Here is a 13,641-nt window from a genome sequence, read left to right as displayed (position 1 = left end):
GCGCCGTAGGACTTTCTGACAGTATTGAGGGTGACGGATGCCATATTGATCAAGCTCCCCGGGTTCACGACTTGACGGCGCCGGCGGTGAGCCCGGCAATGATGTGTTTCTGGGCGACGAAGAAGGCGATCACCGTCGGCAGGATGGTGAGCGTGATAAAGGCGAGCACGAGTTGCCACTCGGTCGCGAACTCGCCCTTGTAGACCATGATCCCGAGCGGCCAGGGGTAGCGGTTTTCCGTGTTCAGCATGATCAGCGGAATGATGTAGCTGTTCCAGCTCTGGACGAAGGCGATGATGCCGACGGTCGCGATGATCGGTCGCGACAGCGGCATGGTCACATGCCAGAAAAAGCCGATATAGCCGCAACCATCGACAAAGGCGGCATCGAACAGCTCTTCCGGCAGGTTGCGGAAATAGTTGCGGAACAGAAGGATGCTCATGCCGAGACCGAAGGCGACCTGCGGCAGGATTACGCCCCAGTAGGTGTCGAGCAGGCCGAGGTCGCGGATGCGGATATAGAGCGGCAGAATGGCCGTCGCCGCCGGAAACATCAGGCCGATGAGAAAATAGTTGAGCAGGTAGTCGGCGCCGAAGAACCGCACATGGGCGAAGCAGAAGGCGGCGCAGGCGGCAAAGACGATAGTGAGGAACACGGTCACCGCCGCAATCAGCAGCGAGTTGCCCATCTGCAGCCAGTAGCGCTGCGACAGAAGAATATCCGTGTAGTTGCTCCACTGCCATTCGCCTGGCAGGCCGAAGGGATTGCCGCGCAGGTCCGGCAGGGTCTTGAACCCGCCGAGCGCCGTCGTCAGCAGAGGCACCACGACGATGCCGGCGACGATCAACAGCGAGACATAGACATAGGTCTGTGTGCTGACGGAGAGTTTTCGGCCCTCGCCGCCCGATTTCGCGGCATCGATCGGTGCGCTTTCGGAGATCTCAGTCATTTTTCATGAATATCCGTTTGTAGCCGAAGGCCAGCGTGACGCAGATGACGAACAGGATGACGCCGACGGCGCTGCCGAAACCGACCTGCATGCGGGTAACCCCGAAATTGTAGAGAAAGGTCACCATGGTCTGGGTCGAGTTCGATGGGCCGCCGCCCGTCAGCGGCATGATCAGATCGAAGAGCTGCAGCGAGCCGATGACGGCGAAGAACACCGAGAGCCTGACGGTGGAGCCAAGCATCGGGAGCGTCACCAGCCGGAACTTCTGCCAGCCGGTCGCCCCGTCGATATCGGCAGCCTCCAGAATACTGCGGTCGATCGCCTGAAGGCCGGCGATGAACAGCATCATGTGAAAGCCGAAATACTTCCACACGACGACGGCGAGGATCGCAGGCATGGCGGTGTCGGGATCCGCCAGCAGGAACGGCGGCTCCGCGCCGAAGAAATGCCAGATGCCCGCGACCAGACCGAAATCGCCGTCATAGACGAAGCGCCAGATCATGCCGGCGGCGACATCGGCAAGCACATAGGGCAGAAAGAAGATCAGCCGGAAGAACAGCGCGCCCTTGATCCGTTTGGTCACCATGGTCGCCAGCCACAGCGCCAGCGGTAGTTGAATGACGATCGAGACGAAGATGATGAGGAAGTTGTTGATCAGCGCCGTCTTGAAGGCGGCGTTGCGGAAAATGAGCTGGTAGTTGCGGAAGTCGACCCATTTCGTGGGAGCGCCGTAGCCGTTCCAATGGAAGAAGGAGTACCAGGCCGCTTCGCCCATCGGCAAGATCACCAGAACGGTGAAGAGCAGCAAGGCCGGCGGCAGGAAGATGACCAGCACCGGCAGCTTGGTGTGGGCAAGCGAGCGCCGCCTTCTGGGTCTGCCCGGAGGCGCAGCGCCGACGGGCGGCGGCAGGATGGAGTCGGTCGTCGTCATATGGATGTTCCCGCGAGCTTTTTCGGCGGCGTGGAAGCGCCATTTTCCCTGGGCGTGACCATTGAAAGCCGCAGCGGAAAGACGCGACAATCCCGGTCACTGCAAGGCGGAGGTTGCGGGCTCCGCACAGGCGGAGCCCGCAGACCGGTCCTACATGTTTTCCAGTTCGAACGTGTCCTGGATCTGTCGCGCCGCATCTTCGGGCGAGATCTGTCCGGACATGATGGCCACGCTCATGTCGTTGACGACGGCGCCGACATTGGGACCGAGATCCTGGTCGAGATAGTTCTGGTGCCAGGTTTCCTTGGAAAGCGCCTCGGCGCTGACCTTCAGCAGCGGATCGGTGATGGTTTCCGCCACGCCCTTCGTGACCGGAATGGTCTTGGCGACGGCGCTCCAGCGCTTGGCGACATCGGGGCTGGTGAAGTATTCGAGGAAGCCCTCCGTTTCGGGCGGAGCATCCTTGGTCACGGCCCAGCCGGTCAGGCCGCCAAGATTGTCTGTGACGACGCCCGGCGCGCCGTCGATGACCGGGAAGGGAAAGATGCCGATATTGTCTTCGGCCAGCCCCTTGCCATCGGTCGAATTGCTGGCCTGCGTGCGGCCGGTGCTCTCGAAGGAGAGGATCATCGCCGCGCGGCCATCGCCATAAGCGGCAAGCGCATCATTCCAGGTGGCGCCGAGATAGCCGTTCTGGAACGGCTCGAGCGCGCCGAGTTCCGCGGCAAGCTCGCCGGCCTTGACAAAGGGTTCTCCGGCAAAACCGTCGCCTTCGCCGGCCTTGGCTGCGGCAAAGCCGTCCTGGCCCGCCTCGCGCATGGCGAGGTAGCTCCAGTAGAAATGTAGCGGCCACTTGTCGCCGCCGCCGCCGGCGATCGGGGTTATGCCGGCATCCTTGAGCGTCTTCACGGCGCTAATGAAGTCATCCCAGGTCTTGATCTGGGCGCCGTCCACGCCGGCCTTTTCGAAGAGTTCCTTGTTGTAGAAGAAGGAAACGACGCCCGTCTGCGTCGGCGCGGCCCAGACCTTGCCGTCGATCGTCATGCCATCGATGGACGAGGCATTGAGCTGGTTGCGCCACTTGCCGCCGTCGGCATCGAGCGCCGGGGTGATGTCGCGCAGCACGCCGGTTTCACCCTGCGCCTTCAACACGCCGCCGCCCCAGGTATAGAACATGCTCGGCACTTCCGACGACTGCAGCAATGTCGGCAATTTGGCCTTGAAGGCCTGATTTTCGAGGAATTGCATGTCGATCGTCACGCCAGGATTGGCCTGTTCGTATTCGTCGACAATCTGGTTCCAGAGCTCGAGGACCGGCTCCTGGTTTTCCAGGTGCAGCCATTTGATGGTAGTATCAGCGGATGCCGTCGCGCTGGTCGCTGCCAGAGCGGCAATGCTCACGGCAACGGCCGCGCTGTGGCGCAGCCATTTGCGTAGTCCTGACATTTGCACTCCTCCCAAAGCACTTTTTTCAGTCTCCGGATTAAATAAACGGCCAGACTGGATTTTTGTCAACTCCCATTTTCCACGTCTCCCTCCGCTTCCCTCGCAATTGTCGGAAAATCGGCGAGAATTCCCTTGCGCGGCGAGGATAAACGGGACTAAAACTTCCGGCGATTTAATTCGCGATGCGGACAAATAGAGCGCATTGGGAGGAACATGAAAACTGCCGACCCGGAACTCATGCGGGCCATCAACCGGCTGAGCGTATTGGATACGATCCGCCGCAACGGCCCGATTTCGCGCATCGAGATCAGCAGGCGCACGGAGTTGTCGACCAGCACGGTCTCCGCCATCACCGCGTCGCTGATCGACGACGGCCTCATCCTCTCGCGCCATGAAGGCGACCTGCGCAACGCCGCGGCCCGCGGCCGACCGAGGGTGATGCTGGAACTCAACCCCGAGGCCTCGCGCATCGTCGGCGCAAAGATCGCCGCCGCGCGCATGACCTTCGTGGTCGCCAACTTCTCCGGCGAAGTGCTGTCGGAATTCTCGCTGCCGGTGCGCATCGACCACATGCCGATCGACGTGATCGCCGATCTGGTCGAGGACGGCGTGCGCGCCTGCGTGATGGATACGGGGCTGACGCTTTCCGAAATCGACATGATCTGCCTCGGCATTCCGGGCGTGGTCGAGCACCGCACCGGCGTGGTGCGCTCAAGTCCGATCTTCAGCGACGAAAACGTGGATTTCGCCGCGGTGATGTCGCCGCGCTTCGGCATTCGCACGATCGTGGAAAGCGACGTCCATGCCGTGACGCTCGCCCACCACTGGTTCGGCAAGGCGCGGCATCTGGATGATATGGTGCTGATTTCGCTGGAGCGCTCGCTCGGCCTCGGCGTTCTGCACAACAGGGAGCTTTTCCGCGGCGCGGGCGGGCTCAGCCACAATCTTGGCGACCTCGTCCTTGGCAGCAGCGCCGACGGCATTTCCCGGCTGGCAAGCCTTGCGGGAGAGAGCGCTATTCTGGGCGAAGGCCCCCGCGGAGGGCTCTACGCCGATGCGATCAGGCTCGGCCGCGGTATTTCGCACGCCCAGACGCTGATTGCGGCAAAGGATACGCAGATCATCTCCGCGGCCGAACGCGCCGGTGAGGCCGTCGGCGTGACGGTCGCCAATATCGTCACGCTTTTCGCCCCGCCCCGCGTCATTCTGGTGGGTGCCAGCCTCGCCCTCGGCAAGCCCTTCATCGACAGGCTGACGGAAGGTTTCAACTGCGCGATCCCGCCGTCCCTCGCCGATGTCAGCGAACTGGTTTTCGATGACGCCGACGATTTCTTCTGGGCGCGCGGGGCAGCGGCCGTCGCCCTTTACGAGCTCTATGAATCGCCATGGAGCACAACCGGCCCCGCGCTTTGAGCATTGCGGGGCGTTTTTTACTTTCGGGAGGAGTGAAAGATGGAAAAAGTCGGCATCGGCATCATCGGATGCGGCAATATTTCGGGCGCCTACCTGAAGGCGATGGCGGAATTCGACATTCTCGACATCCGCGGCGTCGCCGACCTCAACCGGGCGGCAGCAGAAGCAAAGGCAGCTGAATTCAGCGTCCCCGTCAGCACGATCGATGCTTTGATGGCGGACCCGAAGATCGAGATCATCCTCAATCTCACCATTCCCCGCGCCCATGTGGAGGTGGGCCTGAAGGCGCTTGCGGCCGGCAAGCACACCTATTCGGAAAAGCCGCTCGGCATCAATTTTTCGGAAGGACAAAGGCTCGCCGAAGCGGCAGAGAAAGCCGGCCTCAGGATCGGCGCAGCCCCCGACACCTTCCTCGGCGGCGGCCACCAGACGGCCCGCGCGGTCGTCGACAGCGGCGCGCTCGGCCTTGCCGTCGGCGGCACGGCGAGCTTCATGCGGCCGGGACATGAATCCTGGCATCCGAATCCCGATTTCTATTACGATATCGGCGGCGGCCCGATGCTCGACATGGGCCCCTATTACATCACCGACCTCGTCAATCTTTTCGGTCCGGTCAGGAAGGTGGCAGGTTTTGCCACCATGCTGCGCAAGGAGCGGACGATCACCAGCGAGCCGCGCCGCGGTGAGATGATCTCAGTGAAGGTGCCCACCCATATCGCCGGTGCGCTCTCCTTCGAGAACGGCGCGGTGGTGCAGCTGACGATGAGCTTCGACGTTGCCGGTCACAAGCACCTGCCGATTGAGGTCTACGGCACTGAGGGCACGCTGCTCGTGCCCGACCCCAATTTTTTCAAGGGGCCGGTCTCGCTGCTGAAGAAGGGCGGCGACTTCGAGGACTACCCCGTCGACCAGCCCTATGCCGACGGCAATTACCGCTCGATCGGCCTTGCCGATATGGCCTATGCGATCCGCAACAACCGGCCGCATCGCGCAAACGGCGAACTGGCGCTGCATGTGCTGGAAGTGATGGAAGCCTTTGAGCGCGCTGCCGAAACGGGACGAACGGTCGAGATCAGCACATCCGTCCGGCGTCCTGCGCCGCTGTCGGAATCACTCGTCAACGGCGTGCTCGGCAAATAGGCCGAAGGCGACAGAAATTCAAACCGGCCGGCGCGGCGCCGGCTGATGCCAAGAGGAGAACAAACATGCGCGAAGCACTCATCGTCTGGGGCGGCTGGAGCGGCCACGAGCCGGAGGAATGCGCCCATATCATCCGCGACATGCTGCAGGAGGACGGTTTCAAGGTCTATGTGGAGCATTCCACCGAGGCCTTCGCCGACCCGCAGATCAAGGATTTGAGCCTGATCGTGCCGATCGTGACCATGTCGAAGATCGAGAAGGAGGAGGTGAAGAACCTTTCGGCCGCCGTCGAGAGCGGCGTCGGCATTGCCGGCTATCACGGCGGGGCGGGTGACGCCTTTCGCGATTCGGTCGACTACCAGTTCATCATCGGCGGGCAATGGGTCGCCCACCCCGGCAACATCATCGACTACCGGGTGAATGTCACGAAACCGGACGATCCGATCATGGAAGGCATCTCGGATTTCCCCTACACTTCAGAACAGTATTACATGCATGTCGACCCGTCCAACGAGGTGCTGGCGACCACCACTTTTGCCGGCGACCATGCCGAATGGATCGACGGCGTGGTCATGCCCGTGGTGTGGAAGCGCCGCCACGGCAAGGGACGGGTTTTCTATTCCTCGCTTGGCCATGTGGCGAGCGAGTTTCAGGTTCCGGAGATGGCGACCATCTTCCGCCGCGGCGCCAACTGGGCGGCGCGCTGATCGAGCAATCATGCGCAGAATAGTCTGCGCCGAAGTAACAGGAGAATATCATGGAATATCGCAGACTTGGGAACAGCGGCGCCGTCGTCACCAATCTCTGCCTCGGAACCATGACCTTCGGTGACGAGGCCGACGAGGCGACGTCCTTCCGCCTGATGGATGCCTATGTGGAGGCCGGCGGCAATTTCATCGATACGGCCAATGTCTATTCGACCGGCCTCTCGGAGGAAATCGTCGGCCGCTGGCTTAAGCAGAAGCCGGGGATCACCAGGGAACTGGTGGTCGCGACCAAGGCGCGCTTTCCGATGGGCGACGGTCCGAACCGGATCGGCCTTTCGCGCAAGAACCTGGCCGAGGCGCTCGATGCCTCGCTGGCGCGCCTCGGCGTCGAGCAGATCGACCTTTACCAGCTTCACGCCTTTGACGCGCTGACGCCGCTGGAAGAGTCCCTGCGGTTTCTCGATGACGCCATTTCGAGCGGAAAGATCGCTTACTACGGCTTTTCCAACTTCATCGGCTGGCAGCTCACCAAGGCCGTCTGGATCGCCAGGTCGAGCGGTTTTGCGGCGCCGGTAACGCTGCAGCCGCAATACAATCTTCTGGCGCGCGGCATCGAGCACGAGATCGTGCCGGCCTGCGAGGATGCGGGCATGGGCCTCCTGCCCTGGTCGCCGCTCGCCGGCGGCTGGCTTTCCGGCAAGTACAAGCGCGACCAGATGCCGACCGGCGCCACAAGGCTTGGCGAGAACCCCGAACGCGGCATGGAGGCCTATGACAAGCACAATGCCAAATCCGTGACCTGGGAGGTGCTCGGCGCGCTGGAGGACATCGCTGGAGCCCACAACGCCAGCATGGCGCAGGTGGCGCTCGCCTGGCTTGCCGCCCAACCGGCGGTCACCTCCGTCATTCTGGGCGCGCGCACGGAGGCCCAGCTTGCCGACAATCTCGGCGCGGCAGACCTGAAGCTTTCGGAAGCGGAGATCAACCGGCTCACCGAGGTCAGCACCCAGACCATGCCGGATTACCCCTACGGCCCGGCCGGCGTCGCCCAGCGCTTCCGCAAGATCGAGGGCGGGCGCTGAGCCTCAGTCCTCCAGAAACGGCGCGATCAGCGCCAGATCGGCCTTCGACAACCGGTCGGAGGCCGTCCATGCCTGGTGCCAGTAGGGATAGAGAAGCGGCGGCCGGCTGACGGCCTCAAGTCGTGACATTTCCTCCTCGCTCAGCGTCAGTTCGGCCGCGCCGAGATTGTCGGCGAGTTGCGCATCGGTGCGCGCGCCAACGATGAGGGAAGCGATGCCCGGACGGGCCAAGAGCCAGGCGAGCGCCACCTGCGCCGGCGTCGCGCCCCTGGCGGAGGCGATGTCGATCAGCACCTCGACGATGTCATAGAGCGCTTCGATATCGCGGACCGGCGGCTCGTTCCATTCGGCGGCGCGGCGCGTGCCCTCGGGTTCCGGCTGGTTGCGGCGGTATTTGCCGGAGAGAAGCCCGCCGGCGAGCGGCGACCAGACGACGATGCCGATGTCCTGATCGAGCGCGATCGGCATCAGTTCATATTCGGCCTCACGCGCCTGAAGCGTATAATGGATCTGCTGCGCTACGGGCCGCACGAGCCCTTCCTTCTCGGCAATGCCCAGCGTCTTCATCAGGTGCCATCCGGAGAAATTGGACACGCCGACATAGCGGATCTTGCCGGCCCGGACGAGATCGTCGAGGGCTGCGAGCGTTTCCTCCAGCGGCGTCTGCCCGTCCCACTGGTGCAGCCAGTACATGTCGATATGGTCGGTCTTCAACCGCTTCAGACTGGCCTCGCAGGCGCGCACCAGATGATGGCGCGAGAGGCCGCGATCGTTCGGCCCCTGCTCGAAAGCGGGGAAGCGCGCCTTGGTGGCGAGCAGCAGGCGGTCGCGCTTGTCGGCGATCGCCTCGCCGACGATTTCCTCCGAAACGCCGGCGGAATAGACGTCAGCCGTATCGATCATGTTGACGCCGGCATCGACACACATGTCGAACTGGCGCTTCGCCCCTTGAAGATCGGTATTGCCGGTCTTGGAGAAGGCAGCCTTGCCGCCGAAGGTCATGGTGCCGAGCGTGAGCGCGGAGACTTTCAGGCCCGAGCGGCCGAGTGTGCGGTACTGCATAGGCTTTTCCTTTCCGGTTTTGCGAAATTGATTGTCCCGTCCGAAATGACGTGCCTCCGGCGAAACGGTTTCGCCGGCCATTTGTTCAGATCATCAAAAGGCTGGCCGCCCCGTCGGGTTGATGCCGGGATCGAGTTCCGGCGAGCGGCCTGGCAGCGACAGGCTGGCAAGTTTCGGCGCGGTCTTCGCGATCACCCGGCCCTCGCGCAGCACGGCAAGCCGCGTCGGCTTCAGACGCAGCGCCTCCACCACGTCCTCGGCCTGAAGGATGACGAGGTTCGCCGGGTTGCCGGTCTCAAGACCATAGTTCTCAAGCCCCAGCGCCTTCGCCGAATTGACCGTGATGCAGTCATAGATCGCCCGCTTGTCGTCGACGCCGGACATCTGCGCCACATGAACCGCCATATGCGCGACCTCCAGCATGTCGCCGGAGCCCATGGAATACCAGGGGTCCATCACGCAGTCATGACCGAAGGCGACATTGATGCCGGCGGCCAGCAGCTCGCGCACCCGCGTCATGCCGCGCCGCTTCGGAAACGTGTCGTGACGGCCCTGCAGCATGATGTTGATCAGCGGGTTGGGAATGGCGTTGATTTCCGCCTCCGCCATCAACGGGATCAGCTTGGAGACATAGTAATTGTCCATCGAATGCATCGAGGTGAGATGCGAACCCGCCACCCGGCCCTGAAGGCCGAAGCGCACCGTCTCGGCGGCAAGCGTCTCGATGTGGCGCGACAGCGGGTCGTCGGTCTCATCGCAATGCATGTCGACCGGCAGGCCGCGCTCGGCGGCAATCCGGCAGAGCGCCTCAACCGATTTCGCGCCGTCGGCCATGGTGCGTTCGAAATGCGGAATGCCGCCAACGACATCGACGCCCATATCCAGCGCCCGTTCCAGCGATTTGACGCCGTCTTCCGCGCGATAGTAGCCATCCTGCGGGAAGGCGACGAGCTGAAGGTCGATATAGGGCGCGACCTTCCCCTTGACTTCCAGCATCGCCTCAACGGTCACCAGTTTCGGATCAGACGTATCGACATGGGTGCGTATATGTAGAAGGCCCTGGCTGACGGCGAGGTCGCAATAGGCAAGCGCACGCTCGACAAGCGCGTCCTTCGTCAGTGTCGGCCGTAATTCGCCCCAGAGCGCTATGCCCTCCAGCAGCGTGCCGGAGACATTCATGCGCGGCAGGCCGAGCGACAGCGTCGCGTCCATGTGGAAATGCGGGTCGACGAAAGGCGGCGAGACCAGACGATTGGTCGCGTCGATGACCGCGCCCGGCTCGGCCGCGAGATTGGCTTCAATGGCTGCGATCCTGCCGCCGGCAATGCCGATATCCATGCCCCTGCGGCCATCGGGAAGGTTGGCGTTTTTGATGATGAGATCGAACATGGTCTTGGCCTTTAGGTAATGCCGGAAAACCGGCCGGTCTGTTGTCTCGACCCCTTGCCGCGATCGATCTCCCCCCTTGAGGGGGAGATGCCGCGAAAGCGGCAGAGGGGGGTATCGGGCAAAAGCCGCATACGCTGAACATGGCGAGAGGCTTCACCCCTCTCTGCCCCTGTCGGGGCATCTCTCCCTCAAGGGGAGAGATTGATTGTCGTATCCCCTCATCTTTCCCCGCGTCGATAAGGCTGCATCAGCGCCTGCGGCACGCGGGCGCGGCGCGCCATCACGGCAAGGGCGGCGATGGAGAGAATATACGGGATCATCAGGAATATCTGGTAGGGCACCGCGCCATCGAGCGCGGTCTGCAGGCGCAGCTGGAAGCCGTCGAAAAAGGCAAAGAGCAGCGCCCCGAACAGCGCCCGCTCCGGTCGCCAGGAGGCAAAGACGACGAGCGCGATGCAGATCCAGCCGCGCCCCTGCACCATGGTCGGGAAAAAGGAGTTGAAGGCCGAAAGCGTCAGGAACGCGCCGCCCACGCCCATCAGCGCGCTGCCGACGATCACCGCGCCATAGCGCATCACCATAGGATTGACGCCCTGCGCCTCCGCCGCATGCGGATTTTCGCCGGCCATGCGCACGGCAAGGCCAAGCGGGGTTTTGGCCAGCACATAGGCCAGCAGGATCGCCAGCGCGATGGCGAGATAGGTCGGCGCGGTCTGGGTGAGGAAGGCGGGGCCGATGAAGGGCAGATCGGAAAGGCCCGGAATACTGACCGGCTGAAACGGCTCGATCGTGGGCGGCGAGCCGGAAACCGGCACCATCAGCCGGAAGACGTAATAGGCAAAGCTTGAGGCAAACAGCGTTACCCCGAGGCCCGAAACATGCTGCGACAGCCCGAGCGTGACGGTGAGCACGGCATGCAGCGCGCCAAAGACCGCGCCGCCAAGGGCCGCCACCAGAAGCCCGGTCCACAGATCCGCGCCATTGAACACGGCAAGCCAGCCAATCATCGCGCCGAAGGTCATGATGCCCTCGATGCCGAGGTTTAGCACGCCGGAGCGTTCCGACAACAGCGCGCCGAGCGTGCCAAGGATCAGCGGCGTCGCGATCCGCAGCACGGCGGCCCAGAGTCCGGCGGAGGCAAGGATATCGACAATCGCGTTCATCGGCGCACCCTGTACTGCGTGAAGAAGACGGCGACCAGCATGGAGATCAGCGACAACGCCACGGTGACGTCGGCGATATAGGTCGGGATGCCGAGCGAACGGCTCATGCCATCCGCGCCGACGAACATGACGGCGGTAAAGAGCGCGGCCAGCACGACGCCGATGGGATGGAGATTGGCAAGCATGGCGACAACGATGCCGGAATAACCATAGCCGGGCGAAAGGTCGGTCGTGACATAGCCCTTGACGCCCAGCACCTCGATACTGCCGGCAAGGCCCGCAAGCCCGCCGGACAGCATGGCGACGAGCACCAGCGTGCGCCCGAGCGGCACGCCGGCAAAGATGGCGCCACTGGGGTTGAGCCCGGCCGCGCGGGAGCGCATGCCAAACGTCGTCCGCGACTGGATGAAATGGACGATGAAGGCAAAGGCAATGGCGACGAGAAGACCGATATGCAGCCGCGAGCGGTCCACAAGCTTCGGCAGGCGCGCGGCCCGCTCGACGGCTTCCGACTGCGGCCAGCCGAAGGCCATCGGATCCTTCAGCACCGTGTCGATCAGCATGGAAACGAAGAGGATGGCGACGAAGTTCAGCAGAAGCGTCGTCACCACTTCGTCGACCGAAAACCGAAGCCTCAGCCAGAGCGGCACCAGAAGCAGGATCATGCCCGCGACAGCGCCTGATGCCATCAGGATCGGCATCTGCACGAAGCCCGGCAGGCCCGCCGTCAGATGCGCGCCAACGGCAGCGGTTGCGATCGCGCCGAGATAGAACTGTCCCTCCCCGCCGATATTCCACAGCCTGGCGCGGAAGGCGACGGCTGCGGCAAGGCCGGTGAGGATCAGCGGCGTCGCCCGCGTCAGGGTCTCGGTGATCGACAGTTTCGAGCCGAAGGCGCCGACGAGGATCTTCCAGTAGGCTTCCGGCACCGGCGCGCCGGCAAGCGCGATCAGGATGCCCGCAAGCGCCAGCGCCGCCGCAACCGCGATCAACGGCGTTGCGATGACGAGCGCGGCCGGGCGGTGTTCGCGCCGTTCAAACCGCATCGGCGTTCTCCGTCCATTCACCGGCCATCATCAGGCCGAGCATCTGCGTATTGGCCTCTTCGGCGGCAACCGGCGGCGACAGCCTGCCGCCGACGATTGCCTGGACGCGATCGGCAAGCGCCATCACCTCGTCGAGATCTTCGGAAATCAGCAGCACCGCCGTGCCCGCCCGCCGCGCTTCAAGAATGCGCTCATGCACGGCGGCAACCGCGCCCTCGTCCAGCCCGCGCGCCGGCTGCGCCGCCAACAGGATTTTCGGGTGCTCGATCAGGTTCCGCCCCAGGATGAGCTTCTGCATGTTGCCGCCGGACAACAGCCGCGTGCGGCTTGTCGGCGTGCCGCCGCGCACATCGAAAGTCTCGATGATCTGGCTGGCAAAATTAATGGCCGCCCCGCGCTGCACCAGACCGTTTTTCGCATAATCGGAAATCCGCTCCAGAACGGCATTCTCCCAGATCGCCATTTCGCCGATCGCGCCCTCGCCATTGCGGTCTTCCGGCACGCGGCCAATGCCCTCGGATATGGCCTCGGCCACGGTGAGGTCGCCGACACCGCGACCGAAGAGCACGAGATCGCCCGACGCCCGTTTCGCCGTGCCGCTCAGGAGTGCCGCCAGCGTCGCCTGACCATTGCCGGAAACGCCGATAATACCGAGCACCTCGCCGGCATGGAGCATGAAGTCGACGGACTTCAGCCGGTCGACGCCATCGACCCGGACCGTTATGCCAACGGCTTCGAGGACGACCGGACCGGGGGTCGCCGGCTCGCGCACGGGCCGTTCCACCTTGCGGCCGACCATCAGTTCCGCGAGCTCCGCCTTGCTGGTTTCAGAGGCCTTGCGCTCGGCCACCTGTCGCCCGCCGCGCAGCACGACGACGCGATCGGCCGCCGCCATCACCTCATCCAGCTTATGGGAGATGAAGATCAGCGACAGGCCCTGCGCCGCCATCTCCTTCAGCGTCGCGAAGAGTTTTTCCGCTTCCGGCCCGGTCAGCACCGCCGTCGGCTCGTCCAGTACGAGAATTCTGGCGTCGTTATAAAGCGCCTTCAGAATTTCGACGCGCTGCTGTTCGCCGACCGAAAGATCGCCGACGCGGGCATCCGGATTGACGGCAAGGCCGAAGCGGCCGGCGATGTCGGCAAGCTTGCGGCGGGCGGATTTCGTGTCGGAGGCGAAGGAAAACAGGCTCTCCGTCCCGGTCATCACGTTTTCCAGCACGGTAAGGTTCGGAGCCAGCGAGAAATGCTGATGCACCATGCCGACGCCGGCGCGGATGGCCGCGCGCGGGCTGCCGGGCGTTAACACCGCCCCA

The 13,641-nt window shown here is 63.5% G+C and carries 12 protein-coding genes; 4 read left to right on the top strand and 8 right to left on the bottom strand.

The window, feature by feature from the left end; all coding sequences use genetic code 11:
- Positions 1–64: 64 nt before the first annotated feature.
- The 3 genes from AC5DC2_RS09740 to AC5DC2_RS09730 form a co-directional block, all read right to left on the bottom strand.
- Positions 65–949, bottom strand: a complete 885-nt coding sequence (locus AC5DC2_RS09740) for a carbohydrate ABC transporter permease (protein WP_024708802.1) — start codon at positions 947–949, stop codon at positions 65–67.
- Positions 942–1,880, bottom strand: a complete 939-nt coding sequence (locus AC5DC2_RS09735) for a carbohydrate ABC transporter permease (protein WP_491698332.1) — start codon at positions 1,878–1,880, stop codon at positions 942–944. The genes AC5DC2_RS09740 and AC5DC2_RS09735 overlap by 8 nt, the downstream gene beginning before the upstream one ends.
- Positions 1,881–2,030: 150 nt before the next feature.
- Positions 2,031–3,326 carry an extracellular solute-binding protein gene (locus tag AC5DC2_RS09730; RefSeq protein WP_491698331.1) on the bottom strand — a complete coding sequence of 432 codons (1,296 nt, stop codon included), beginning with the start codon at positions 3,324–3,326 and terminating at the stop codon, positions 2,031–2,033.
- 213 nt (positions 3,327–3,539) lie between these two features.
- Between AC5DC2_RS09730 and AC5DC2_RS09725 the strand changes: the two genes are divergently transcribed.
- From AC5DC2_RS09725 to AC5DC2_RS09710, 4 genes are all read left to right on the top strand, one after another.
- The gene (locus AC5DC2_RS09725; protein ID WP_491698330.1) at positions 3,540–4,739 is read left to right on the top strand and encodes an ROK family protein; all 1,200 of its coding nucleotides are present in this window, start codon (positions 3,540–3,542) and stop codon (positions 4,737–4,739) included.
- Between the two features lie 39 nt (positions 4,740–4,778).
- A complete protein-coding gene (locus tag AC5DC2_RS09720) occupies positions 4,779–5,879 on the top strand; it encodes a Gfo/Idh/MocA family protein (protein ID WP_491698329.1) in 1,101 nt (366 codons plus the stop codon).
- Between the two features lie 65 nt (positions 5,880–5,944).
- Positions 5,945–6,586: a ThuA domain-containing protein gene (locus AC5DC2_RS09715; protein ID WP_138748823.1), complete on the top strand. Its 642-nt coding sequence runs from the start codon at positions 5,945–5,947 to the stop codon at positions 6,584–6,586.
- A 50-nt stretch (positions 6,587–6,636) separates the two neighbouring features.
- Positions 6,637–7,668, top strand: a complete 1,032-nt coding sequence (locus AC5DC2_RS09710; protein ID WP_491698328.1) for an aldo/keto reductase — start codon at positions 6,637–6,639, stop codon at positions 7,666–7,668.
- A gap of 3 nt (positions 7,669–7,671) precedes the next feature.
- Here the strand turns inward: AC5DC2_RS09710 and AC5DC2_RS09705 are convergent, their stop codons facing one another.
- The 5 genes from AC5DC2_RS09705 to AC5DC2_RS09685 form a co-directional block, all read right to left on the bottom strand.
- Entirely contained in the window at positions 7,672–8,730 is a 1,059-nt protein-coding gene (locus AC5DC2_RS09705) for an aldo/keto reductase (RefSeq protein ID WP_491698327.1), read from the bottom strand.
- A 93-nt stretch (positions 8,731–8,823) separates the two neighbouring features.
- The gene (locus tag AC5DC2_RS09700) at positions 8,824–10,119 is read right to left on the bottom strand and encodes an amidohydrolase family protein (protein ID WP_491698326.1); all 1,296 of its coding nucleotides are present in this window, start codon (positions 10,117–10,119) and stop codon (positions 8,824–8,826) included.
- Between the two features lie 218 nt (positions 10,120–10,337).
- Positions 10,338–11,282: an ABC transporter permease gene (locus AC5DC2_RS09695; protein WP_024708811.1), complete on the bottom strand. Its 945-nt coding sequence runs from the start codon at positions 11,280–11,282 to the stop codon at positions 10,338–10,340.
- The gene (locus AC5DC2_RS09690) at positions 11,279–12,328 is read right to left on the bottom strand and encodes an ABC transporter permease (RefSeq protein WP_491698325.1); all 1,050 of its coding nucleotides are present in this window, start codon (positions 12,326–12,328) and stop codon (positions 11,279–11,281) included. Before AC5DC2_RS09690 ends, AC5DC2_RS09695 begins: the two co-directional genes overlap by 4 nt.
- The coding region (locus AC5DC2_RS09685) for an ABC transporter ATP-binding protein (RefSeq protein ID WP_491698324.1) at positions 12,318–13,641 on the bottom strand (1,324 nt) is incomplete at its 5' end. The genes AC5DC2_RS09690 and AC5DC2_RS09685, both read right to left, overlap by 11 nt.

Source organism: Martelella sp. (genome assembly GCF_984369615.1).
This window is presented reverse-complemented; position numbering and strand designations above follow the sequence as displayed.